Source organism: Paenibacillus xylanexedens, from assembly GCF_017874615.1.
Lineage (GTDB): Bacteria > Bacillota > Bacilli > Paenibacillales > Paenibacillaceae > Paenibacillus > Paenibacillus xylanexedens.
This window is the reverse complement of record NZ_JAGIKV010000002.1, coordinates 39,254-64,193: the sequence shown is the minus strand read 5'-3', so window position 1 is coordinate 64,193 and position 24,940 is coordinate 39,254. Positions and strand designations below refer to the sequence as shown.

Annotated in this window: 23 protein-coding genes; 14 read left to right on the top strand and 9 right to left on the bottom strand. The window is 48.9% G+C overall.

Annotated elements, in window-relative coordinates; genetic code table 11:
* Nucleotides 1–15 precede the first annotated feature (15 nt).
* Both J2Z28_RS02575 and J2Z28_RS02570 read left to right on the top strand, forming a co-directional pair.
* A complete protein-coding gene (locus tag J2Z28_RS02575; protein ID WP_211081079.1) occupies nt 16–351 on the top strand; it encodes a cupin domain-containing protein in 336 nt (111 codons plus the stop codon).
* Complete coding sequence (locus tag J2Z28_RS02570) at nt 348–2,270, top strand: alginate lyase family protein (protein WP_211081078.1); 1,923 nt, start codon at nt 348–350, stop codon at nt 2,268–2,270. The genes J2Z28_RS02575 and J2Z28_RS02570 overlap by 4 nt, the downstream gene beginning before the upstream one ends.
* 67 nt (nt 2,271–2,337) lie before the next feature.
* Here J2Z28_RS02570 and J2Z28_RS02565 read toward each other — a convergent pair whose 3' ends face one another.
* Genes J2Z28_RS02565 through J2Z28_RS02545 form a run of 5 tightly spaced genes read right to left on the bottom strand, consistent with a single transcriptional unit; the run spans nt 2,338 to nt 8,700 of the window.
* Nucleotides 2,338–3,516 carry a YheC/YheD family endospore coat-associated protein gene (locus J2Z28_RS02565; protein ID WP_211081077.1) on the bottom strand — a complete coding sequence of 393 codons (1,179 nt, stop codon included), beginning with the start codon at nt 3,514–3,516 and terminating at the stop codon, nt 2,338–2,340.
* Nucleotides 3,517–3,551: 35 nt separating this feature from the next.
* A complete protein-coding gene (locus J2Z28_RS02560) occupies nt 3,552–4,658 on the bottom strand; it encodes a YheC/YheD family endospore coat-associated protein (protein WP_211081076.1) in 1,107 nt (368 codons plus the stop codon).
* Nucleotides 4,658–6,031 carry a YheC/YheD family endospore coat-associated protein gene (locus J2Z28_RS02555; RefSeq protein ID WP_036609869.1) on the bottom strand — a complete coding sequence of 458 codons (1,374 nt, stop codon included), beginning with the start codon at nt 6,029–6,031 and terminating at the stop codon, nt 4,658–4,660. Before J2Z28_RS02555 ends, J2Z28_RS02560 begins: the two co-directional genes overlap by 1 nt.
* A gap of 60 nt (nt 6,032–6,091) precedes the next feature.
* Nucleotides 6,092–7,282 carry a YheC/YheD family endospore coat-associated protein gene (locus tag J2Z28_RS02550; RefSeq protein WP_211081075.1) on the bottom strand — a complete coding sequence of 397 codons (1,191 nt, stop codon included), beginning with the start codon at nt 7,280–7,282 and terminating at the stop codon, nt 6,092–6,094.
* A gap of 50 nt (nt 7,283–7,332) precedes the next feature.
* Complete coding sequence (locus tag J2Z28_RS02545) at nt 7,333–8,700, bottom strand: YheC/YheD family endospore coat-associated protein (protein ID WP_211081074.1); 1,368 nt, start codon at nt 8,698–8,700, stop codon at nt 7,333–7,335.
* 236 nt (nt 8,701–8,936) lie between these two features.
* Between J2Z28_RS02545 and J2Z28_RS02540 the strand changes: the two genes are divergently transcribed.
* The 3 genes from J2Z28_RS02540 (at nt 8,937) to J2Z28_RS02530 (ending at nt 11,345) form a co-directional block, all read left to right on the top strand.
* Nucleotides 8,937–9,284 carry a YlbF/YmcA family competence regulator gene (locus J2Z28_RS02540; RefSeq protein ID WP_036609862.1) on the top strand — a complete coding sequence of 116 codons (348 nt, stop codon included), beginning with the start codon at nt 8,937–8,939 and terminating at the stop codon, nt 9,282–9,284.
* Nucleotides 9,285–9,480: 196 nt separating this feature from the next.
* Entirely contained in the window at nt 9,481–9,765 is a 285-nt protein-coding gene (locus J2Z28_RS02535; protein ID WP_211081345.1) for a hypothetical protein, read from the top strand.
* A gap of 245 nt (nt 9,766–10,010) precedes the next feature.
* Nucleotides 10,011–11,345 carry a DRTGG domain-containing protein gene (locus tag J2Z28_RS02530; RefSeq protein WP_036609860.1) on the top strand — a complete coding sequence of 445 codons (1,335 nt, stop codon included), beginning with the start codon at nt 10,011–10,013 and terminating at the stop codon, nt 11,343–11,345.
* A 144-nt stretch (nt 11,346–11,489) separates the two neighbouring features.
* On the opposite strand, the gene J2Z28_RS02525 is transcribed toward J2Z28_RS02530, so the two are convergent.
* The 3 genes from J2Z28_RS02525 to J2Z28_RS02515 form a co-directional block, all read right to left on the bottom strand.
* Nucleotides 11,490–11,831 carry a YtpI family protein gene (locus tag J2Z28_RS02525; RefSeq protein ID WP_017689501.1) on the bottom strand — a complete coding sequence of 114 codons (342 nt, stop codon included), beginning with the start codon at nt 11,829–11,831 and terminating at the stop codon, nt 11,490–11,492.
* Between the two features lie 82 nt (nt 11,832–11,913).
* Nucleotides 11,914–12,402, bottom strand: coding sequence for a sporulation membrane protein YtrI (locus J2Z28_RS02520; RefSeq protein WP_017689500.1), 489 nt, complete (start codon nt 12,400–12,402; stop codon nt 11,914–11,916).
* Between the two features lie 21 nt (nt 12,403–12,423).
* Complete coding sequence (locus tag J2Z28_RS02515) at nt 12,424–12,753, bottom strand: YtrH family sporulation protein (RefSeq protein ID WP_026081169.1); 330 nt, start codon at nt 12,751–12,753, stop codon at nt 12,424–12,426.
* A 266-nt stretch (nt 12,754–13,019) separates the two neighbouring features.
* On the opposite strand from J2Z28_RS02515, the gene J2Z28_RS31055 reads away from it, so the two are divergent.
* The 9 genes from J2Z28_RS31055 to J2Z28_RS02470 all read left to right on the top strand — a co-directional run bounded on the left by J2Z28_RS31055 (nt 13,020) and on the right by J2Z28_RS02470 (nt 23,341).
* On the top strand, nt 13,020–17,159 hold the full coding sequence (locus tag J2Z28_RS31055) for a DNA polymerase III subunit alpha (RefSeq protein ID WP_244988068.1): 4,140 nt from the start codon (nt 13,020–13,022) through the stop codon (nt 17,157–17,159).
* 308 nt (nt 17,160–17,467) lie between these two features.
* Nucleotides 17,468–17,959 (top strand): phosphatidylglycerophosphatase A family protein, encoded by a 492-nt coding sequence (locus J2Z28_RS02505; protein WP_211081073.1) that lies wholly within the window; start codon nt 17,468–17,470, stop codon nt 17,957–17,959.
* Nucleotides 17,960–18,243: 284 nt separating this feature from the next.
* Nucleotides 18,244–18,432, top strand: a complete 189-nt coding sequence (locus J2Z28_RS02500; RefSeq protein WP_017689496.1) for a hypothetical protein — start codon at nt 18,244–18,246, stop codon at nt 18,430–18,432.
* 87 nt (nt 18,433–18,519) lie between these two features.
* Entirely contained in the window at nt 18,520–18,774 is a 255-nt protein-coding gene (locus J2Z28_RS02495; protein WP_036609848.1) for a hypothetical protein, read from the top strand.
* 63 nt (nt 18,775–18,837) lie between these two features.
* Complete coding sequence (gene accD, locus J2Z28_RS02490; RefSeq protein ID WP_036609844.1) at nt 18,838–19,731, top strand: acetyl-CoA carboxylase, carboxyltransferase subunit beta; 894 nt, start codon at nt 18,838–18,840, stop codon at nt 19,729–19,731.
* The gene (locus tag J2Z28_RS02485) at nt 19,732–20,763 is read left to right on the top strand and encodes an acetyl-CoA carboxylase carboxyltransferase subunit alpha (RefSeq protein WP_036609840.1); all 1,032 of its coding nucleotides are present in this window, start codon (nt 19,732–19,734) and stop codon (nt 20,761–20,763) included.
* A gap of 106 nt (nt 20,764–20,869) precedes the next feature.
* A complete protein-coding gene (gene pyk, locus J2Z28_RS02480; RefSeq protein WP_017689492.1) occupies nt 20,870–22,297 on the top strand; it encodes a pyruvate kinase in 1,428 nt (475 codons plus the stop codon).
* A gap of 101 nt (nt 22,298–22,398) precedes the next feature.
* Entirely contained in the window at nt 22,399–22,935 is a 537-nt protein-coding gene (locus tag J2Z28_RS02475) for an acyl-CoA thioesterase (protein WP_211081072.1), read from the top strand.
* A gap of 7 nt (nt 22,936–22,942) precedes the next feature.
* A complete protein-coding gene (locus J2Z28_RS02470) occupies nt 22,943–23,341 on the top strand; it encodes an FxsA family protein (protein WP_036609835.1) in 399 nt (132 codons plus the stop codon).
* Nucleotides 23,342–23,443: 102 nt separating this feature from the next.
* Here the strand turns inward: J2Z28_RS02470 and ytvI are convergent, their stop codons facing one another.
* Nucleotides 23,444–24,562, bottom strand: a complete 1,119-nt coding sequence (gene ytvI, locus J2Z28_RS02465) for a sporulation integral membrane protein YtvI (RefSeq protein ID WP_211081071.1) — start codon at nt 24,560–24,562, stop codon at nt 23,444–23,446.
* Between the last annotated feature and the right edge of the window lie 378 nt (nt 24,563–24,940).

Below are 24,940 nucleotides of genomic sequence, written 5' to 3'. Positions count from 1 at the left end.
AAGGGGAAAAGCAAAATGATTATTAATCATGCGTCTATCGATGCACATATCGTGAACGAAACGAGTTCCCGCAAGATCTTGGGTATGGGCGGTACATTAATGATGGTGGAGGTTACCTTTGCTAAAGGTGGTATTGGAGAAGTTCACTCCCATGATGCGCACGAGCAGGTCAGCTATATCGTCAAAGGCAGCTTTGAGGTTCAGGTCGGTGAAGAAACTCGCATCTTAAAAGCAGGGGACAGCTTTTATGCCGGTTTTAACGTCCCGCATGGGGTCAAGGCACTGGAGGACTCCGTCATTCTGGATGTGTTTACCCCGTTCCGTCAGGATTTCCTTGAGGCATCCCGATGAGCGATTTTTACCTTTCGGCAACGGATCTGCAACGGGCTGCCCAATATTATGAAAAACATTTTCCGGAAGAAGCCCGAAATTCCATCACGATTGCCAATCGTGCCATCCTGAATGAATTTATCGTTCCTTATACCAACGATCTGAATCGCTGGATTCGAATGGGGACACCCGTGGACTGGCTTCACAACCCGACCAATGATCTGGAGTTCACATGGGGCATCAATCGACACTGGCATATGCTCGATCTGGGCAAGGCGTATCTGATGAAGGGCAATCCGCTATATGTAACAGCATTTATTGACCACTTTCGTAGCTGGAGACAGCAAAACCCGGTACCTGTAAATCTGGTTTACGACGAGGCCGTGTTCTTTCAAAAACCCGGTCCGTGGCGTCTGCTGGAGACGGGACTACGTGTGCAATCCTGGATATCGGCATATAAATATATGGAAGCGAGTCCACTGTTGGACGAAGGCTTTCAGGCGGAGTTTCGACAAGGTCTGTACGAGCACGCCGAGTTTTTGACCCGTTACCTCGGCAGTACGGAAATCAATCATGCCATTATGCATATGCAAGGTTTGTTCATGATCGCTACGTTCTACCACCAGCACCCGCGAAGTCCACACTGGCGTCAAGTCGCGATGGAACGTCTTGAGTTGTGTTTGCTGCATCAGTTGGGTGAAGAGGGAATACAGGTTGAACTGACAACACATTACCACAATGCCAGCATCGAAATGTTTGGCACCCCTTATCGGTTGGGCGAGATATCAGGACATCCTTTCTCGGCATGGTATGCCCGCTGTCTACGCCAAATGGCTGCATTTACTGAGGCGCTGATCCGACCAGATCATCAGTCTACCGGTATTGGTGATTCGGATTGGGTTGGCGACGGACGACAACGACTGACCCTGCTTGGAGCGATCCTGGACGATGATGATTTGATGGCTCGCGGAACGGATAGCTCGGAGTGTCTCTGGTTGCTGGGTGTGGAGAAATATGAGCGATGCCTCAGACTACAGGCTTCTTCTTCTCCGGTTTTGTCTAGTCGAGCTTTTCCGCAGACAGGATATTATGTCATGAGGGACAAGTATCAATATCTTTTTTTTGATGCGGCTGCCATGGGCGGAGCGCACGGACATGCGGACGCGCTGAATGTGGAGTGGATGTGGAAGAACCAACTTTTCTTCACGGACACCGGACGTTACACGTATGAAGAAGGGGAATGGCGGCGGTATTTCAAAAGTACGCGGGCGCACAATACCATCACGGTGGATGGTCTGGATCAGACACCTTATCTCTCCACACAGCAATGGGGTGAACCGGAGGCTCAGGCCAGAACGCTACGTTGGGAGAGCAATGACAGATATCACTTCATTGATGCTTCACAGGATGGATATACGCATTTGCCAGATCCAGTTACACATCGTCGGTGGATGCTGGCAGGGGTGGAGATCCCTTTACTACTCATTGTGGATTGGCTGGAGGCAGAAGCAGAGCATACTCTGGAGCAACGTTTTCATCTGCATCCGCAAGCGGATATTGCGTTGAGGATTAATGAAGCTGGAGAAATGACGGCGGATATGAGCTATGAGGCATCTTCCATAACGCTGACGATGCAGTGGGTTACGGCAGGCATCGGGAAGGGAACCTTCGAGTTGACGGAGCAGCCCGGCTGGGTATCTGAGGTGTATGGTTCCAAGTCGGAAACATCGGTCATCCAGGGCAAGACTGATTTCTCGGGTAAAGTGGGTATTCTGACATTGTGCCTGCCCGCGGATCACACAGACCAGGTTACACATGTTACCACATGTCAACTGGAACCTGACCTGATGAGATTGGCATTATCTTATGTGCAAGGTGAGGAAAAAGGGTATATTGTGATAGACAACGACACACTGCAATGGACGAAAGAGAAGAAATAAAAAAACAGTAAAGCAGGAGCAGATGCTCGCACTTGGCGAACATCCACTCCTGCTTTTTCTAATCCACTCACTTAGCTTTCCTTTTTCTTTTTACTCTGGGTGATTTTTGCGTAACGGGCCTGGGAATGGCTGGCTTTCTGGCCGTTCCGGGAGGTCTGTTGCGATATACCCATAAGGCATACTCCAGCGGCTGAGTGATGGCTTTATAATAGATATCCCGCTCCCCGATGCGAGCGAATACTTCACGTGCAGGTTTGGGGTTAACTTCAAGCAGGTAGATACGCCCGCTTCTGTCAATCGCCAAATCCAGTGCCAACTCACATAGGTCCCCATACGTATCTTCCAGAAACGAAGCAACATCAATGCCGAATTTCTCTGCAGTTGTGTTAATTTCTGCACGGAGGTCGTCATCTTCGATCCATTGCTTCATGAGTCGGTCCATCGCTATTGCCTGACCGCCGCCATGCAGATTGGAGGTTACGCTTTTTTCTGCACCCATGCGTCCGGCACATCCAGTAAGCTCCCATTGTCCTTCACCGTTCTTCTGAACCAGCATGCGATAATCATGCACACGTCCATTCGGAAGCTGAAGTTGAATGCCCTTTTGTACAAGATACTTGTCTTTCATGTTCCAGTGCTGGAGCAAAGCGCCAAGTCGTGATAAATGAACTTTACGTGGAGTGATGATACGACGCTTCTGATCCCGCCCCTGAACAAGCACCGTATTAGCCTCGCTACCGCTGCGTTCAATGCGCAGAATACCACGTCCGCCTGTTCCATTAATGGGTTTGAGATAGACCAGAGAAGAAACTTTGAGCATCCGGTTTACATCGGACATATCCTGAAATAGAGCGGTTTCCGGCAGGTGTTCACGAAAGTTGGCTTTTTGTAAAAGGGTCTGGTGGATGGTCCATTTATTGCGCAGTGGCCTGTTCAGAAAGAGCAGATGCCCATATTTCTCACGAAAAGCAAGCAATTGCTGGAACCTTCGGTTACGCTGAATCCGGCAGCGATCAAAGATCAGGTCCGGGAATGATCGCCACTCCCTGGACCAGCCTTTTCCATCATGAAAAACCATGGCTTCAATTTGTTTGCCGCCGGGGTGTACGTCGGCTGGTGTGAATACATAGATATCGAGTCCCCGCTTGCGCCCTTCAAGAATCATTCTGCGATAAACGCTTCGTTCTTCAAGAGCGCGATGTTCATTTAAGTACAACGTCATAATGCCCAGAACAGGTGAGGACACAAACAATCACCTTCTTTTTGCAGTATTCCTGTCTATCATCGTTTGGACTGACGGGCAAGATAAGCGCTGTAGTGAAATATACGTTCCAATGACCGCCGTCTGATCTGTGGTTCATCAAACTTCATGGGCTTTGCATTGGCTTCGAAGAACCAGAGTTCCCCCAGGTCATCAATGCCCAGATCCATGGACATCTCTCCGAGCGTGAAACCTGATCCCCGTTCTACCTGTCTTGCGATCATTAATGAAGTGGATTTCACATGTTTCATCAGGTTCGTTGACATTTCTTCGCCAAAAAGCTCGGTCAGCAGCTTCTCAGGGTCTTCTACGCTCCCGCCGCGCGGCACATGAGTTGTAATGCTGCGGGAGCCAGCAAGTCTCGCTCCTACACCGGTTACGCTCCATTGGCCCTTGGTGTTCTTTTGTACAAGAACACGCAAATCGAAGGGGCGTTTACGAGAGGATGCCAGTTCAATGCCTTGTTGCATGATATAGGGCGTATGTCCGGTTTCTTTGCGAATTCGTGCCCATAACTTGGCAAGTGTAGCTGCTTTATAGGTCGTGCTTCTACGTGTGGTTTGTATTTTGAGACGATAGGGAAGCCGTTCTTTTTCCTGAAATTTAAGCATCATGATTCCTTTGCCAGCTTTGCCGCTCTCGGGCTTAAGGTACAGATAGGGATAAGCCCGTAGAACGGCACCCAGAGAAGAAGCACTTCGCATCCGCCGAGTATAAGGGATCAGTTGCTGAGTCGATTTGGATTTCCTGAGCCATTCGAACAGATCCCATTTGTTGAAAAAGAATGGGTTATACAGTTCGATTCCTGATTGAATGCATTCGTCAATTTTACGCTGCACGGAAGGTTTTCCTTCGTCTTCCCGGTTGGGAATACGATTGTACAGAACATGGGGAAGGGGGAAAGGTTGTGAAACCCACTTTCCACTCCCCTTGTTGTACGTATATCCTTTCACGGTGGGGCCACTCACGTTCAGATCTCGTACAGTTACAATGTACACCACGTATCCCATGCTCTCGCCTGTCTGTAAGATATCTTGAAAATTTTGATGATTTCCCCTGAACATACGCTGTTTATCATGCATGGTCAAAACAGCAATGACAGGTTTGAAATCATCATGAAGGGTCATCAAATCTCTTCCTTCTTCCGGAACTTGCTCAAATACAGGCAGTGTTCCAAGATGTGCTCCACCGACGATTTGCCCTCCACCCGGAGTGAAGGGTGACGGAAAATGGAGCGCCCGGGTTTGGCGTTCGCTTCGAACATCCATACATGTTCCTCCTGATCAATGCCCAGATCAAAGCCAATCTCACCAATCAGATGCTGGTGCTGGGTTTCAATCGCCTGGGCCAGTGTAATAGCGACGGATTTGGCATGCTGAAGAACTTCTCCCGCACGATCGCCGAAGTTGCGACTGAGCGCCTGCTCAGGAGTCATTAGGGAGCCGCCATTTTTGATGTGTGTTGTGACGCTGCCACGTCCTGCCTTTTTGGCTCCAATTCCGACAACAACCCATTGATTGTTACCATTTTTGTGCATGTGAAAACGAAAATCAATTGGACATTCATCAATCTCAATTAGACGTATTCCCTGCTGAACTACATATCCGCGTAGCTGTTTGCCATGTCTTCCCTGAAGCATGCGCATCAGACTGTTGAAGGACCCAAAACGCAGGAGTGCATTACCGCCTTTTTTGCGATAACGTGCGAAATATCCACGTTTGGGCGAATAAGTCAGGCGGTAGATCCCGTTCCCCAGACTTCCTGCAGTAGGCTTATAGTAGACGAACTGATGGCGTTCCAACATTTCCTTCATCTGTTCAACGGAAGGATTGGTAATCGATTCAGGGATATACCGTCCTGCTGCTGGCTCGTTCTCCAGCAACGTATAGATATCCGATTTGTTGAAGAAGCTCCAGTTGAAGAACGGGATTTTTCGGCGAACAAATCGTTCCCGCAGCTGGTTGATCGCTGGTGAGAAGTCTGAGCGTCTGCTCGGCAATCGGTTGTAGACAACATCGGGCAGAGGTACCGTTCTGCGGGTGAAGCTTCCGTTATCATTCAGGAAAAAACCGGATACCGTCTCGTTCTGCCAATTGATATCCCGGGGAGTAAAGGCGTAAATGTAGGATTTACGGCTGCCTTCGCGGAGTAACTGTTTGATGAAACCAGTACGGGAACCGAATGGATTCGTGCTCGTCGCAGGCCCATCAGAGAGTACGCCGATCAGTGGGCCTAACTGGACCTCATCATTTTGCAAATTCCGGAGATAAATACTGCCCCGTTTGGGAACGTTCATCATATTACGGATACCTGAAGCGAGATACAGATGTTTACCTGCTTTTTTGATTGGTTTGATCGTTGCAGGTACCCGGTCACGCCCGAAGCGAAGGTGCACCGTTTTTTTGCCGGACAGGTTGAGGCTCTTCATTAAAGCGTTGGATACATAAACCACTTTATCCGGTTGCTTGGTGAAATGCAGATTGCAAAAGGTCAAACTCATGATTTATCCTCCTATCCTGAAAAGATCCTTGGGCTCCATGGCAAGCGGGCGCTGCGGGCCTCAGCCGCCGTGAATCGGGATGGGTTTCAGGCCAGCTTTGCTGGATGTATTCGGCAATTTCATTGGACGAAAGACGTCCGTGAGAACATGTTGTTGCAACAGATAACGGGCATAGGCAAGCGGCCGCGTATAAGTCAGGGTATGCATGCGTCGGTCGCCCGCTTCTGCAAATGAGGTGCGGCCTGGTTTGGAGTTGACTTCAATTAGCCAGAGTTGGCCCTCTGCATCTGCTCCGAAATCAAGCCCCAATTCGGCTAGTCTGCCGAAACGGCTCTCCAGCAGGGTGGGGATAAGCATAGCAGTCTGCCGGATGTGCTTCAGCAGAGCTTCTGTACGGATCGTTCCATATCGCTGGAGCAGATATGCTTGGGCAGGATATGCTTTACCCCCACCGTGAAGATTGGACGTGAGTGAACCTTCGGGTCCTTCCCGTACCATACATCCGGTAAGCGTCCAGCGACCTTGCCCATTCTTTTGCATTAGAGCCCGTATGTCGAATGCTCTTCCATGATGGCTGAGCTCCAGATAGGGCTGCACGATCATCTTACGCTCAGCCTGATGTAATGCTAGCCAGGAAGATACAGCCTGGGTATGGTTGAATGTAAGAAGAAAGGGTTCATTGTCCTCGTTACGCCCCTCCACGACCCATGTTGATGGAGTCGCTCCCTGAGACAGGCGAAAGGTATTTTTGCCATGAGTCCCGGATACCGGTTTGAAGAACAGTCCTTTGGGCCAACGGTCCAGCCATGTTTCCCAAGGAATATGCGATCCGATCCGGGTTGTGGGAGCAAGTTGTGACCGCAATTCAGGATTTCGGGACAACACACGATGTACCTCCCATTTTCCTGGAAGGGAAGCAGACCAATAATGGTGTTGATCTGTGCCGTTGGTTGGTATCCATTCCTTAAGCTGTTGTCTGACGTACCTGGAGATAGGGCGAAGACAACGATCCATAATGAGATCGACTGCAGGAACAGGTACCGAATTCCACTTCCCTTGATGATAGACATATCCCCATTGAAGAGGGAGATGACCTGCATCATTCGATATCGGGATCACAATAATCTGAAGGGCGTATGGCATACTCCCCAAACTGAGACGACGGCAGAAAAGTTCATCCGTAAAGGGAGGTGAGCCTTCGGTTGCACGTACCAGAATGGCCAGTGTCTTGGTCTGAGATGATGGAAACATTACGCTACACCTCTCCTTTGTCAGATTTGTTTCCAATAGGGAATAACTTTTCAAAAACCCGCCAGGTACGTAGAGTATTCAAGCATGGCTTTGACGGAAGGGCGGATCTTGCTCTCACTCAGTGGTGTATTATCATTCTTGGATGGTTTGGAGTTGACTTCGAGCAGCCATACGCGCCCAGTGGTGTCCAGAGCCAGATCAATACCAAGTTCACCAAAATGAGCAGGGATGGCACTCTCGATCCCTTTTGCGATATCCAGTGCTGCGGTGTGCAATCCTGCATACGCGGAAGCTTTGGCTGATCCAGACAACTGTGTTTTGGCAACAGCATCCTTGACGGTGCTGAGACTTCCACCCCGTGCCAGATTGGATACGTAGTGACTCCCACCCGCAATCCGGGCGACGATGGAGGTTACACTCCATTTACCTGTACGGTTCTTTTGCACGAGCGCACGGAAATCCACGGGTCTGCCACTGTTGTCAATGAGAGTCAGCCCTTGTTGGATCTGATAACGCGTTGTTTTCATTTTCCCAGACATACTGGCATACAGTTTATCCAGAGAAGTATACGTTTGTTTCCGGGTACCCCCGACGCCAGTCGCCAGAGTCAGGAAGCTTCCGTCCGTCTGACGTGAGACCCGGATGATCCCTTTACCCAAAGAACCGCGTACGGGCTTCAGAAATACAACCGGATGTCGGTTGCACATCGTCTTGAGCATGGCGGACGTCTTGAGCAAATGAGACTCGGGAAGAACTCGTTTAAGCGTTGAAATGGACTTGAGTGCGTCAAACACTTCGTTTTTGTCCAGAAACTTTTCATTGAAGGTTTGCGTGCCGTAGAGCGATTTTACTTCTTTCATAAAATGCTGTACGCTAGGTTTGTTCTCAAGCTTGCGGGACGTTAGCCGGTTATTGACGACGTCTGCTACAGGCAGAACAGTCTTTTTCCAGCCGTCATCATACACCCAGCCTTTCATATAACCCGTTACCGCTCCAATATCCTCCGGTGTGAAAAAGGATACATAGGCGCCTCGCTTACGGCAGGCGTTCACCAGTTCTTGACAGAACATCGTGATGGAGCCAAAGGGCCGATCGGGCTGATCGGGATAATCCTGGCTAACCAGTACACTGATGTAGGGTCCAAGGCGAAGCGTACGACTGGCTGAACGATAGGATACCCTCAGGACCGAACGTGGAACGAGACCGGTCTTGCTGGCAACTGTCTGATTGATGCGCAGCCCGTCATACTTTGGTACCGGAATAACAGTGACTTCGCGGCGGAAAGAGCCAAATTGCAGCTGAAGCGGCCTTCCTGAAGGGATTTTAAGCGCCTTGAGCACCCCTTCGCCCAGCATGATGACGTCGTCCTGCAGGATGCCCGAGCCGGTAACCTGAATCGTTACTTTTTTAGTGGACATCACGGATCTCCTTCCGGGCGGCAACTTGATGTCTGATCTCGAAGTTGAACGGCATCTGAACATGGCATGTGCTTCATCATATGAGGACATATAACCCTTGGTGATTGACCCATATGGATTAAATGCATTTGATTTCGAGGCAGGTTATCGATGCCTGTTTCAGATCGCCCTTGTTTGACAGGAGAGAAAAGCGTGTATTAACACGGATGAACAAACCAATCTGAGGAGGAATAATAGTGAACATTTATGACAAAGCCAATGATTTGGCCAAAGCACTGAGAGAAAGCAGCGAGGTGGAAGAGATTACTTCCGCGATGAAGCTGATTGAAGCTGATCCGGATGCAAAAGCAATGCTGGATAACTTCCGTGATCAACAAATGGAACTGCAACAACGTATGATGAGCGGGGATATGCCAGCTCCGGATGAGATGGAGAAAATGGAGAAACTGTTTGAAGTACTGAGCTTGAATCTGAACATCCGTCGTTTGTTTGATGCGGAGCGTCGCCTCAGTGTCATCATTGAAGACGTGAATAAAATTATTGCTGACAGTCTGGGACATCTGTACGGTGGCGCTGAAGCGTAAAAAGGTAGTTCAAAAAGTCCACTTTTGATTACGAAGGATGCCTAGCTTCATTCCATCTTCTCGGTACTGAAAACTGATCTTTTTGAACACGTACTAAAAGGTTGTCTTGTTTTTTTAACTGAACCTTTCATATTAGCTCCTTATCGTTCATAGACTAGACATATAGAGTCGATCAAGAACGAAGGAGCTGTGAATGGTGAAGAGGTTGAAAAAAGGAAAACATGTAATCTATCTGCTTATTGCGTTGTCGATGCTGGTCATTGCACTGCCGCGGATTTCCTTTGCTGGAGGAATGGACTGGGTTAATATTTTTGGCATCGTATGGGTGCTGTTCTCCTTATTAATCGTTGGTGCACATCTGCATTTTATTCTCGGTGTGGATGAAGAGAAGAAGCGTGCACTGGAAGCCGTTCGCCGGGCGAAGCTGCGGCAGTGGGAGATGAAACTGCTGGACAAGCAGGAGCGGAGCGAGTCTGTATAAAGGATAGAATTACAATCCGTATGCCAGGGCCAACGGATTTGGTTCTGCCTCTGGAAAAAGACCGGATTCCCTTTCACATAAAGGGGTCCGGTCTTTTTTGGTACATACAGAATTAGAGGTTAATCAGATGATTAAATTCAGATGGCGAACTTGCCTGTGAGAATGGGTAGGGGTGGGGTTATTTTCCTAAAGCCGTGTTATAATAGATACAGTATAGTACAGATGCATCTTCGGGGGTGGTACAGTTGGACGGACAGGAAGAGAACGTAACGAAGCATGAACAGTTACTTCAACATATTGAACAACTGAAGGTTGGCAGCAAAATATCAGTACGTGGACTTGCGCGGGAGCTGGGTGTAAGTGAAGGGACAGCATATCGTGCGGTGAAAGAGGCGGAGAACTTTGGGCTGGTCGTGACCAAGGAACGAATTGGAACGGTGCGGATCGAGAAGAGACCTCGGGGCATGTCGGAACAGTTGACCTTTGCTGATGTTGTGACCATTGTGGAAGGCCATGTGCTGGGGGGGAACGAAGGTCTCGCCAAACCGCTACACAAGTATGTGATTGGTGCGATGAAAGAACAGGCAATGGCCCGTTATATTGACGCTGGGAGTCTGCTGATTGTAGGTAACCGTGAAGATGCTCACTCGCTTGCCCTCGAACAGGGAGCGGGCGTGTTGATTACGGGTGGTTTTGGGACAAGTCGTGAAGTAAGAATTATGGCTGACGAGCTTGGGCTGCCGATTATTTCATCCAGACATGATACATTCACGGTGGCTTCAATGATTAACCGTGCGATCTTCGACCGGCTGATTAAGAAAAAAATTATGCTTGTTGAGGATATCATTGGTCAGAAACCTCGCTTGCAGGTGCTGAAGGTGACCAGTTCAGCCGCAGATTTTCATATGTTGGTTTCAGAGACGGGTGAACATCGCTTCCCGGTCGTGGATGAATGGAACCGGGTCATCGGGATTGTGAGTCTGAAGGATGTCAGTGAGCTGAAAGAAGATCAAAGTATTGAGAAATGTGTGATACGCCGCCCGATTACGGCCTCATTGCAGACATCTCTTGCTTCTGCTGCCCAGATTATGACCTGGGAAGGCATTGATTTTCTGCCAATCGTGGATCGGAACCGCAAACTGATTGCGTCCGTCACACGCAAGGAAGTGCTTCAGGCCATGCGGGATGCACAGAAGCAGCCACAACTGGGAGAGACGTTTGATCATCTGATCTGGAACGGGTTTGCCGAGGAGCGCGGTGAACAGAACGAATTGTTATTTCACGGATTCATCATTCCTCAGATGGCAACGGATCTGGGTACGATCTCCGAAGGTGTTCTGTTGAATGTGATGACACAGGCTGGCCGGCGGGCAGCCTGGGATGTTACAGGGAACGACCATGTGGTGGATAATGTAACAACTTATTTTGTTCGACCGGTACAGATTGAGGATCAGATTCTGGTTCGACCGTTAATTCTGGAAACTAGTCGTCGAACGTGCAAAATGGACATTGTGGTTACCCGTGAAGGCAGTGTGGTATGCAAAGCGGTAATGACATTGCAGTCGATTGACCATGCCTAGCAGGGGCGTTGCCTCGGGTATAGACAAAGAGAGTACTCCCTGATCGAGAAGCTGTGCCGGGTTGCGCTGTCGCGCGGTTCTGGCTTCGCTTAATGAAGGGGATGTACTCTCTTTTTGCAGACACAACGATAACACTTCAACGAGTCATGCAGATTGTCCGGAGGTTTTACCTGATCCATTACTGGACCGTTGTTGAAGCCGTGCATAATAACTGCGGTTACGTATTCCGGCGAATACATTATACGCACCCATAATCAGAAATAGCGCTTCCACAATCACAGATAAAGTGGAACCCGTGAAGACAAACATCAGAATCAGTGCAAGCACAACAAGCATGCCACCCATCCAGATATTTGTCCACGAACGGTACAGACCGGCGCTGGCAGCATCCGAACTTCTGTGTGAACGAATACTGTTTAACGCTGCAAATACCATGGCAACAGCAAAGATGGCAATTAGAGCATATTTGAGTACATCAATGAACACCAAGACGCAGCTCCTTTTCTGGAAAGCATTTACTGCCCTTATTGTACCATGCAGAGATGCAGACAAGGGCAGTTTTTTGCTGTTACGCAGGAACGTGCATGCGAATCTGCACCCAAACTTGAAGTACGCCTTCCATAACCAGCATCGTTTTGACCTGAACGGTGTATTCCTTTTCCCTGACCGAGTAGACTTTCTGATTCAGCATGATACGCGTCATTTTGCTATACTCGTCGATGTTGAATACATCTCTGCCCCGAAGTACCTCGAGTTCGTCTCCGAGTTTCTGTAACATCACTTTCAGAGAAGCCTCGTCTGGCCCCTTATCCGATTCTTCTGCACGGACCTTGATTTCCTTGATAACGGTTTGGCGTTTACTGTATTTTTTCAGCGTTTTGATATCCTCCTCATTCTGATGCAGCTGAAGCTGCAGCTCCTGATTGTTCAGCCACAACGCATTGTAACTCAGGTGAAATACACCGTTGTAGACGACACATCCAGCGATCATTCCCAGAACAAACACAGCGGTCATTCGCATCAGCGGGCGGTAACGGGAAAATGGCGGAATTCTCATGAACGCTGTTCCTGTCTCATATTAGCTCCGGCCTCCGCCGCACACCCATTTCACTAGCTCGGTTCCCATATGCGCGCCCATAAAGGCAGAGATCAAATACAGGATTTGTTTGACCGCCGGAGACAGGTTACCATCCAGAAAATTGCTCTCGATGACACGCATGGGATCTATTGTGCCGCCAACAGCGGCTGCGAGTGCCCATATCTTTATTTTTCCAGAAATATCGAGCATCGTCTGTGTCGGAGGCTGAAGAGAGATCACTGCTCCAATACCTCCGATCATCGCGCCGCCCAGCACGATTCCAAACGCAATAAAGAAATCAAGAATGGCTTTGGACAAAAATGTGCTCACTGGCAACACCCCTTTCAGACCTAGCAGCACACCTCCTGTCTTCGGTCTGTCACAGGGGGAGCGGCTTGTACTTCTATTGTATGGGCGTGCCCCCGAACGTTATGATAAAATAGAATAATAAAGTCTCCTTTTAAGAGGTTGTCACGAAATCTAATAAGGGGATTCCATTTTTTATTTATTTAATTCATATATATGAGATAGATAGGGTGGCAGACGGATCAGAAGATCGATGCTGCGACTATCTGCGGCGAAAGGAAGAAAAAAACATGAGTTCTTTTGTGCATTTGCACGTTCACAGCGAATACAGTTTGCTGGACGGCGCTGCGCGTATTCCGGATCTCGTGAATAAGGCTGCAGATCTCGGAATGACGACACTTGCGCTGACCGACCATGGCGTGATGTATGGTGCAATTCCTTTTTATAAAGCCTGCGTTGAACGAGGCATCAAGCCGATTATAGGGTGCGAGGCATACATGACAGCAGGGTCCCGCAAAGAGCGGGGAAGCCGCAAGGATCAACCGATTCATCATTTGATTTTGTTAGCCAAAAATATGACGGGTTACCGTAATCTGATGAAATTGTGCTCGATTGGACATCTCGAAGGTTTTCATTACAAACCCCGTGTAGATATGGAAAGTCTGGCTGCCCATCACGAGGGCATTATCTGTCTAAGTGCGTGTCTTGGTGGTGAAGTACCACAACATTTACTGCATGGACGAGAAGAAGAGGCGAGACGTGCGGCGTTACGCTACAAAAATATTTTTGGTGACGACTTTTATCTGGAACTTCAGGATCATGGGCTTTCGGAGCAAAAAAGGGTAAATCCGCAGTTGATTAAACTGGCTGCCGAGCTGGAGATTCCGCTTGTAGCCACCAATGATGCACATTACCTGTCCGAAGAGGACGCGGAGCTTCAGGATGTATTGATCTGTATCGGAACAGGCAAGACCGTGGATGATGAGAATCGGCTCCGAATTGGAACCAATCAGCTCTATCTGAAAAGTGAAGAAGAGATGGCTCGTTTGTTTCCTCATGTACCGGAAGCTCTGGCGAACACCGTCCGCATTGCGGATTCCTGTGAATTGAAGCTGGAATTCGGCAAATCGATTTTGCCGGAATACAGACCGCTTCCTGATGGACTCAGCCCTTCGGTGTATCTGCGTCAGCTGTGCGAAGAAGGAATGGAGGAGCGTTATGCGCAGTCCACACGTTGGACAGATGCAGAGCTTCGATCCGAACTCGAACAACGATTGGCGTATGAGCTGGGTATAATCGACAGCATGGGATTCTCGGATTATTTCCTGATTGTCTGGGATTTTATCGCCTATGCGCATAAACAAGGCATTGTTACTGGACCAGGCCGGGGCTCCTCCGCAGGTAGTCTGGTCGCGTACACTTTGCATATTACCGATGTTGATCCGATGAAATACAACCTGCTCTTCGAACGATTCCTGAATCCCGAGCGGATCTCCATGCCGGATATTGATATTGACTTCAGCGATGAACGGCGGGATGAGGTCATTGATTATGTCGCGCATAAATATGGCAAAGCCCATGTCGCCCAGATTATCACGTTTGGAACGATGGCTGCTCGGGCAGCCGTACGTGATGTTGGGCGGGCCTTGAATGTGCCTTATGGTGAAGTGGACAAGGCTGCAAAGCTGATTCCTGCGCAGCTTGGTATTAACATCGAGCGGGCCATGGAAGCTACGCCTGAACTGAAGGCGCTGTATGAAACCAAGCCTAAGACACGTGAGCTGCTGGATATGGCGATGAAGGTCGAAGGTATGCCACGCCATGCTTCGACGCATGCAGCGGGAGTGGTTATCTCCCGTGACCCGCTGACCGATGCGGTGCCACTTCAGGAGGGCAGTGAAGGGACAGCGTTAACCCAGTATTCCATGGAAAACCTGGAGTCTATTGGGCTGCTTAAGATGGACTTTCTTGGTTTGCGTACCCTCTCAATCATTGAACGGTGTGTACGCTGGATTGGGGAACATGGAGAAATTCCGGATTTCCGTCTTATCCCCGATGATGATCCGTTAACGTACGAGATGCTTGGCCGAGGGGACACGATGGGCATATTCCAACTGGAATCTGCCGGGGTACGCCGTGTGCTGAAAGAGATGAAACCAAGTAGTTTTGAAGATGTAATCTCTGTACTTGCCTTGTACCGTCCGGGTCCGATGGAGTTCATATCCAAATACATTCAGGGCAAGCATGGACAGATTGAAGTGGATTACCCCCATGTGGATCTGGAGCCTATCCTGAAAGATACGTACGGTATCATCGTGTATCAGGAACAGATCATGCAGATAGCCTCCCGGATGGCGGGTTTCTCGCTGGGTGAGGCAGATTTGCTTCGCAGAGCGGTCTCCAAGAAGAAACGGGAAGTGCTGGATCTGGAGCGTGGACACTTTGTACAAGGCAGCCTGAAACAAGGGTATAGCGAAGAAGAGGCAGACTTGGTCTATGATATGATCGTCAAGTTTGCCAACTATGGCTTCCCGCGTGCTCATGCCGCGGCATATGGTGTGCTTGCGTTCCAGACGGCTTATCTGAAGGCGCATTATCCGGTTCATTTTATGGCATCCATGTTAACAGCTGTAATGGGCAGTCATCGGAAAGTGGCAGAATACGTGGTGGAATGTCGGCGTATGGACATGGAGGTGCTTCCGCCGGATGTGAATGAGAGCGGTATTCTGTTTACCCCTGTATTTGTGCCGTCCGGCAGCGCAGGAGCCGGGGATCAGAGCAATGCATCGCAGCAGACTGCGGGAGCAGATGCAGAGAATGACGCTGGAAGCCCTGCCGAAGAACATGCCACGAATGGTAACGGGAGTTCCTTCAGGGAAGATCGCGTTCATGAGCATGATGGGCATTCGGAACAAGCCGAATATGGTGAAGCACCTCTGCCGGATGATCCCGGTCCTGGACCGGAAGAGGACAGTGGCGGATATGAGTGGCAGGCAGCGACAACCATGCCTGAGGCATCCGACAACCGGAAGGAACCGGGATTGGTGACGGCTTCTTCAATGGAAAATGGTAATAACGAAGGACAAGAGGCGTCTTCTTCCCGCACGGAGCATGGGGAACTGTCCACCGCGGAGAAGAACGTTGCAGTGTCTAATGATAGTCCGGATGAGGAAAAATTAACGGGTGCAATACGATTTGGTCTGGCCGCTGTGAAAAATGTCGGTACCCAGGCAATGGAAAGCATTATGATCGTAAGGCAGGAGAGACCGTTCGACAGTTTGCTCGATTTTTGTCGTCGTGTGGATCTGCGTGTATGCAACAAACGTGTGATTGAATCGCTGATCCAGGCCGGAGCTTTTGACACATTACCTGGGCACCGGGCCCAATTGCTGGCGATGCTGGATGAGACTGTTGAAGCTGCGTTGAAATGGCGCAAGGAGCGCGAGGATCTGCAGATTCAATTGTTTGACTTTGTTGAGACGCCAAACTGGGAGATCGAATACCCGGAAATTCCTCCTTATTCCTCAGGGCAGCAACTGGAGCTAGAGCGTGAGTTGTTAGGTTTGTATCTCTCCGGGCATCCGCTGGATGACTATGAAGATGTGCTGGAATCGAGTGGGGCTGACCGGATCATGGAGCTGACCGAGGCGGCAGACGACACGATGACCGTCGCCGCGGGTATGGTTGTGTCCGTGAAGTCGATTACGACGAAACAGGGCAAGGCTATGGCGTTCATGGAGCTGGAAGACCAGATTGAACGCTGTGAAGTGGTTCTCTTTCCCGAGGTATGGCGGCGTAGCCAGCAGCATGTCGGGAAAGGCGAACTGCTCGTCGTGCGTGCCAAAGTACAGCAGCAGGACGAAGGGTTTAAGCTGCTGGCTGAGGAAGTGGCGCCGTTGTCACCGGCGGCACTGGAACAGCAGCTGCGCAGCCGTGACCGGCGCGGTAAGCCCGGCAGCGGCAGCTCTTCGCGCCCGGCGCAGGCGGCTTCGCCGCGGCGGCCAGCGGGCGCAGGAGCCGAAGCGCAGCGCAGCAGCGCAGGCGGGGATGCATCCGCTGTGCGCAGCAGCGGGAGCCAAGGCTCGGCAGCGACGCGCAGCGATGCGGCGGGTACGGGCGCAGCCACGGCGGCGGCTTCCCGGCCTGGCGGTGCCGCTGAGGCGGCAGGCAGCCCAGACCAGAGCCGCGAACCGCGGGCCGTGGAGCAGCGGGTGTTCGTGAAGATTGCCCCACATGCGGAGAAGCCTGAGCTTCTGGCACGTCTGAAGCAGCTGCTTCAGGAGCATCCCGGACCTGTGGCGACAGTGCTCTTCTATGAGCAGCAGCAGAAGCTGCTGGCGCTGAGTGATGCCTACCGGATTAAGCCATCGCCAACCTTGTTCTCCGAGATGGAGAAAATGCTGGGTGAAGGCACAGTCAAAATTAAATAAGAGGCTGTCCCGTAAGTGATCACTTATCCATAGTATTAAACCTGTTTGGCTCAATGCTGAACAGGTTTTTTTTTGATTATTTTAGTGCGAGCGCGGTTCCCTGACGACAGGGTTTAAACAAACAAATTGCAGGCTTGTTATAGGCCAGCTACAGACCAGAGCGGAATGTACAATCCTGAAACAGGTTTAGGGTGCGACTGGTTTTAACCATCCGCACATTTTATGAACATTTTAACAGGTTGCTGCATACACTTGAGAACACCGAAGGACCTCGCGGTCCTTGGGGGATTGATGCGGGAGGTCGAGATATGTCATATGAAATCGTAGAAGCCATGCTGGCCCGGCGGGGTGTACGGATTGATGCAATCGCAGCAATTGTATACCGTCTGCAAAAAGGGTACCACCCCGAACTGACCATGGACGACTGTGTAACCAGCGTGAAATCCGTTCTGCAGAAACGAGAGGTGCAATATACGCTCTATACGGGTATTGCTCTCGACGAACTTGCGGAGAAAAAACTCTTGCCCCAACCGTTACAGGCTATTATGGAAGCGGATGAATCCCTGTATGGAGTGGACGAGACTCTGGCCCTCGGCATTACTCATGTGTATGGTATGATTGGTTTAACCAGCTTTGGTTACCTGGATAAAGAAAAAATAGGTGTAATTCATGATTTGAACGAACACACAACAGCCATTCATGTCTTTTTGGATGATCTGGTCGCAGGGGTGGCCGCTGCGGCTTCTGCCCGGATTGCACACAAAAATATTAAAGCCAAAAAATACCCCTCAGACCTTTAACCCCCTGTATTTCCATGCTTGTCTGCTATGGTCAATCTAATGGCTCATATGAAGGTCTTCAAGGGCGGCTGACGCTGCCCTGATAAGCTTACGGGTGCTTATGGAAGAGGTATGAACAAGAAGATTTCGTCAACCATATGAGTTATTCGTGGGGGACTAATGTCCCTCATGATCCCAAATTCTCCCCAAAGGTCCCGAACCCTTTCTTGCAGAAAAAAAGTGAGGTATGTTATCATTAGTCCAATATACGGGCTCTGAACATTAGCTTAGGGGGCGGACAAGGCATGTGGACGGTGATTTACATTGCACCGACAGCAAAGGTTGCGGACAAGATCAAGACCAAGCTTTCGGAAGAAGGTTTTCTGGTACAGACCCGTCCCATCAGTTTATCCAAGCAGCAATTTGAGATTCGCGTCCCTTCTGGGGAATTGGAAGAGGTCCAGGAAGTGTTGAATTCCATTCTGCATTCCTGATTTGTTCGACATCAACGTGCCTTGGCAGATGAAGAAGTACCATCGGTACATAAGGGACTAATCGCGTAAGCGGAGAGAGGAATCGACTTGCATGTATTGTATGCTGCTGTCCTTCCTTCTTTTTTTGTTAGGACAAGGACCGATCTGGTTGCTCCCGGAGACCCTACCAAGATAGATTCAAACATCGGCGCAACAATCTTTCGGTTTTTGCAGGTAACATCAATCGTGCTGACAGAAGCCGGTGATCCTTGCCCTGTACCGGCGGATTTTTTTGTTGTGAATGCTGGACAAGGCCCATGGCAGCGTGTGGGTCGTAAGCGGTTTACCGTAACACGCGGATGAAGCTGCCACAAGCAGCGCTCTGCAGGTTGCGGCCATCAAATCAACGGCTGGAGAGGTGTAGTTGTGTTCAAAGATATATTCCAGAAGAAACGGAAGTACGCTACCATACCTTCCGAGCGTGCACTTCCCGGCGAAGGCCAGGAAGTCCTAGAACGCCCAAAACGTGAAATACCTGAAGGGCTTATGAACAAGTGCAGCAAATGCGGCACGATTCAATATAGCAAGGAATTGGAGAAAAATCTGAAAGTATGTCCTGCCTGCGGTTACCATATGCGTCTTAACGCTATGGAGCGCATTGCTATGGTACTTGATGATCAAGGATTTGTTGAGTTTGATGCTGATATGATATCGGTTGATCCACTTGGCTTTCCTGGATATAGCAACAAATTGGAACAACAGCGTCTGAAATCGGGCCTGAAGGAAGCGGTAATTACAGGGGAAGGAACCATTGATGGCCTGCCTGTAGTTGTGGCTGTCATGAGCTTTGATTTCTTCACAGGCAGCATGGGTTCTGTTGTAGGGGAGAAAATTACCCGTGCCATTGAGCATGCCACAGAGAAACGCTTACCATTGATTATTTTCTCAACATCAGGTGGTGCCCGGATGCAAGAGAGTATTCTTAGCCTCATGCAAATGGCCAAAACAAGCGCAGCTTTATCCCGTTTAGATGAACAGGGCGGGCTGTACATTTCGGTCATTACGGACCCAACGACAGGTGGAGTCTCGGCAAGTTTTGCGAGCTTGGGCGATATTAACATTGCCGAACCTGGCGCTGTATTTGGTTTTGCCGGCAGAATTGTTATCGAACAGACGATCCGTCAGAAGTTACCTGATGATTTCCAGACGGCTGAATTTAATATGCAACATGGTCAGTTGGACATGGTTGTGCACCGGAAAGAGCTTCGGGCCACTCTTGGCAAGCTTCTGGATATGCATAGTGAAAAAGGAGGGGTCTAAATGGCGGGTGAGTTGCCATATGAAGCGCCTCTGGTTGAGATGCGCAAAAAGATTGATGAACTCGTACAGTTTGGACAGGAAAAAGGGATCGACTTCACGGACGAGATTGCCCGCCTGGAAGAACGTTACCATAGACTTGAAGAAGAGATCTACACTGGCATAACAGCAGCTCAGAAGATGCATCTGGCCCGTCATCAGCAGCGCCCAACGGCGCTGGACCTGATCCAGCTGATATTTACGGACTTCATTGAGCTGCACGGTGATCGCATGTTCGGAGACGATCTTGCGGTTGTTGGCGGACTTGCCAAGTTGAATGGAAAGACAGTAACGGTAATCGGACAACAGCGGGGGAAAGACACGAAGGATAATATCGCCCGCTTCTTCGGTAGCGCTCATCCAGAAGGTTTCCGAAAAGGACTTCGTCTGATGAAACAAGCGAACAAATTTGGCCGTCCTATTATTACGTTTATTGATACTAAAGGTGCGTATCCGGGTAATACTGCAGAAGAGAGAGGTCAATCGGAAGCGATTGCTCGCAACCTGATGGAAATGGCGAAGCTATCGGTTCCTGTTATTGTTGTGGTCATCGGCGAAGGTGGAAGCGGCGGTGCCCTCGCTATGGCTGTGGGTAATCGTGTGTTGATGCTGGAACATGCGATCTATTCTGCAATCTCTCCGAACGGCGCTGCTTCGATTCTCTGGAAGGATGCATCCAAGGCAGATCAGGCGGCTGAAGCAATGAAAATAACAGCCAAAGACCTGTTGGAGATGGAAGTCATTGAAGAGATTGTCCCTGAACCACGCGGCGGTGCTCATCGGGATTATGAAGCGTCTGCTGCTTTCATTAGTGAAGCTTTGGTCCGTCATCTCGACGATATGAAGGGTTGGAGCGGGGATCAGCTGAAACAGGATCGTTATGAGAAATTCCGTAAAATTGGATCGGTCACGTTTGAACCTCAAGCATCCATTGAAGCCCCTCAAGAGCTTGTAAAAGTCGATGTTGCGAGTAATTTGTCGGGAAATGCTGAATAATGTGACGAATTTCCTATACAAATGAGCAAAAGTATAGTAAATTTAATAGTTGGAAAAAGAAAAATAGATAAAGAGTAATACCTTTTAAAATCGGAGGAAACCCAAAATGCGTAAAACGAAAATTGTATGTACCATTGGTCCATCCAGTGAATCTCTGGAAAACACCAAAAAATTGATTATGGCCGGTATGAATGTGGCCCGTCTGAACTTCTCCCACGGTGATTTCGATGAGCACGGCGGACGGATCATTGCGATTCGCCAAGCATGCGAAGAGTTGAACAAAACAGTAGCGATCCTGCTGGACACCAAAGGACCGGAAATTCGGACAGGTAAACTCGAAGTTGAACCGATCGAATTGGTTCAAGACGAGTACATCACTTTGACAACAGAAGAAATTCTGGGAACCAAAGAACGTCTTTCCATTACGTATACAGATCTTCCGAATGATGTTGAACCGGGATCTACAATTCTGATCGACGACGGTCTGATCGGACTGACTGTGGTGGAAGTGCAAGGCACCGAGATCAAATGCCGTATCGTTAACGGCGGATCGATCAAAAGCAAAAAAGGTGTTAACGTTCCGGGCGTTGCCATTTCTCTACCGGGTATCACCGAAAAAGACGCTAATGATATCGTATTTGGTATCGAACAAGGTGTCGATTTCATCGCGGCTTCTTTTGTACGTAAAGCAAGTGATGTACTTGAGATTCGTGAATTGCTTGAAAAACACAATGCTGGACATATCCAAATCATCTCCAAAATCGAAAACCAACAAGGTGTCGATAACCTCGACGAAATCCTTGAAGTGTCTGACGGCCTGATGGTTGCTCGTGGAGACCTGGGTGTTGAGATTCCTGCGGAAGAAGTACCATTGGTACAAAAACGCATGATCCAAAAATGTAACGTTGCAGGTAAACCGGTTATCACAGCTACACAAATGCTGGATTCCATGCAGCGTAACCCGCGTCCAACACGTGCGGAAGCAAGTGACGTGGCAAATGCGATCTTCGACGGTACGGACGCAATCATGTTGTCCGGTGAGACAGCTGCGGGTAAATACCCTGTTGAATCTGTTCTGACCATGTCCCGTATTGCTGAAAAAGCAGAATCTGCTCTGCCTTACCAAGAGTTGTACCTGAAACAACGTGTTGCTCAACAAACAACAGTTACAGAAGCAATCAGCCAATCGGTTGCTCTTCAAGCTCAAGATTTGAACGCAAAAGCGATCATTACTTCGACTGAATCAGGACATACTGCACGCATGATTTCCAAGTATCGTCCAGAATCTCCAATCATCGCTGTGACAACGGAAGACAGAACTTCCCGTCGTTTGGCTCTGGCTTGGGGTGTAACTCCTGTCAAAGGAAGACTGGTTGATTCCACGGATGCTTTGTTCGAAAATGCAATTGAAGGCGGCGTAAAATCCGGACTTGTTAAAGAAGGAGACCTAGTTGTGATCACAGCAGGTGTACCTTTGGGTCGTTCCGGTTCTACCAACCTGATTAAAGTAAGTCAAATTCCAAACAACGCTTAATAGCGTCTTGGATGGAGAAGCAACAGGAAAGAAGCAATGGGGCTTTATTGTCCCGTTGCTTTTTTTCCATCTTATTGACACTTTACAACGATGTAACACGTATGAATGTTAGAGCGAAGGAGGCCGATAACGTGCGAGAACTGAGTAATGGTAACTGGTATGCGGCACGTCTTCGTGTACGCTATCAAGAAAGTGACCAGATGGGCGTGGTCTACCACGCGAACTATTTGAATTGGTTTGAAATCGGTCGAACTGAGATGATTCGCCAAATGGGGTATACATATCGTAAAATGGAGGAACAGGGGTTACTGCTTCCCGTAACCGGACTGGATGTGAAGTATCACAAGCCTGCCCGATATGATGATGAGATTATCATTTTCACCCGTATTGCTGCATTTAGTGGTCTGCGACTGAATTATGAGTATGACGTAAGACGCATGTCTGAAGAACCTGATGAGCATATGGCGATTGGAGAACGGGTATGGTCAACTGATGAATCACTCCCCGGTGAACGGCTAGTTACAGGTTCTACCCAGCATGTGTGGGTGAATGGGGACTGGAAGCCAGTTCGGCTGGATAAGGCAGCCTCTGAGCTATACAGCGCGCTTGAAAAGGTGTGGCTTTCGGGAAAGGGGTAATACGTCAATGCGAAAATGGATGTGGGCTTTACTCTTAATCATTCCGGTGATTGAATTATTTGGTTTTATTCTGATGAGTGACTGGATCGGAGCCGGAAAGACATTGCTTCTCATGATTCTCACGTCCTTGATTGGTATAGCAATGTTGCAGTTTGAAGGACGAAAAGTACTTGTGGACGCCAAATCCGAGATGGAGCGTGGCAAGGTACCTGGAAGAAAAATGGTCGATGGTCTTTTTATTTTTGTCGGTGGTTTCTTGCTTTTGATTCCAGGCTTTGTAACGGATCTGATCGGGTTTACACTGGTATTTCCATTAACACGTCCGGTGTACCGTCTGTTCTTCCTGGGGTGGCTGGAGAAAAAAATGAAAAGTGGCAAAATTACGTTTTATCGTCGTCCGAAATGAAACACCAGTTGTTATGCATAATGGAAAAGGCTCCGCTCAACAGATAATTTCTGTTGAACGAAGCCTTTTTCTATTTTTCCTGCGTACTCGTAAGATGATGCCTCATCGGACACGGCCGTTGATGATATACGTTCTGAGGTCGCGTAATACGTTAGCCCGGTTGAACGCATCGAGAATCACGAGACTGACAGGGCCAATAATCAAGCCCAGAACACCGAACAACTTCAAGCCCACAAACATGCCAACCAGCGTGGCGAGTGGGTCGAGCCCTACACTGCTTGCAAGTACCTTCGGTTCAATAATTTGACGGGCGATTAATAAGATCAGATAGATAATACTAATGCCAATACCCAGATACAGATCCCCATTCATAAAGAGGTACGCTGCCCAAGGCACCATGACCAGACCGACACCCAGATAAGGAAGCAGGTCGACCAAACCAATCATCAGAGCGATGGTGAAGGCTGAATTGACTTGCAATATAAGCAGCCCAATCATGACGAATAGTGCTGTAATTGAGATCATGATCAATTGTGCTCTTGCGTATCCGAACAGTGCCTTCTTAAGGTCAGTCCATATGTCGGATATCGGCTTGCGAATGGAAGAGGGCACCCATCCCGATACGGTGATGCTGTGCCTGGTCCAGCTTTTGCTAATGAAGAATGTAGACAATAGAACAACGATTAATACCGCGCCCATGTTCGGCAGGGAAGTCAGTAGACTCAGAATCATGTTGAAAAATCCGGTGACCAGATCTGTGACGGCTGTACCCACCGTTTCAGTTGTTTTACTAATATTGCTGTTGATGGTTTCCTGATAGTTGGGATTTTCCTTGTAAAATTCATTGATCTGCGCAGTCAAACTCTGAATGGTGTCATTCTGGGTCCAGCGCACAAACGTGTCCTTGATCTCATCAACATGAAGATCAAAGCTTGTCGTAAGTGAAATGACTTCTTTTACCATGCGGGTAATCGCCGCAGACAGCACCACCGCAATGGCTCCAAAATAAAGGATCAATGAAAGAGTCACAGCCAGCCAGCGCGGGAATCGTGCTCGATGCTGAAGCAGTTTCACTAATGGATTCATGGCATAGGCGATAATCCAGGCGATCGCAAAAGGGTACAAGAGCGGGAACAACAAGTATATGGCAACGGCGATCAGAACGGCCGCAATGATAACCCATAAGCCACGGAGCAGGCGTTTCATTATTATTCTATCCAAGCATCAACTCTCCTTAGTTCAATTAAGCCGACCTATGTATGATCCATGAAGCAGTATTAGAAATAGATGGCTATCTTAATTAATATAGAGCATTTACAAGGTTTTGAAACGCCGGGATGTTGCCAGATCTTGTTCAAAAGCGGACTTTTGAACAAGAAGTACGGGGATTCTTTCTTTTGCCTAGAGTATGCCTTAGTATTACAGAATATAGCAATAGAAAGTTCTTCATACGACAGGATTGGTTAAAAAACATTAAATGTCAACCTTGTTTTTGTAAAGGCTTTCAAAAATGCTTTATCGGTCCGATAAAGAAGTTTGATGTGCGAATGAACTCTCATCATGTTCACATAAACGACAAAATCCAGTATGATGTTATAA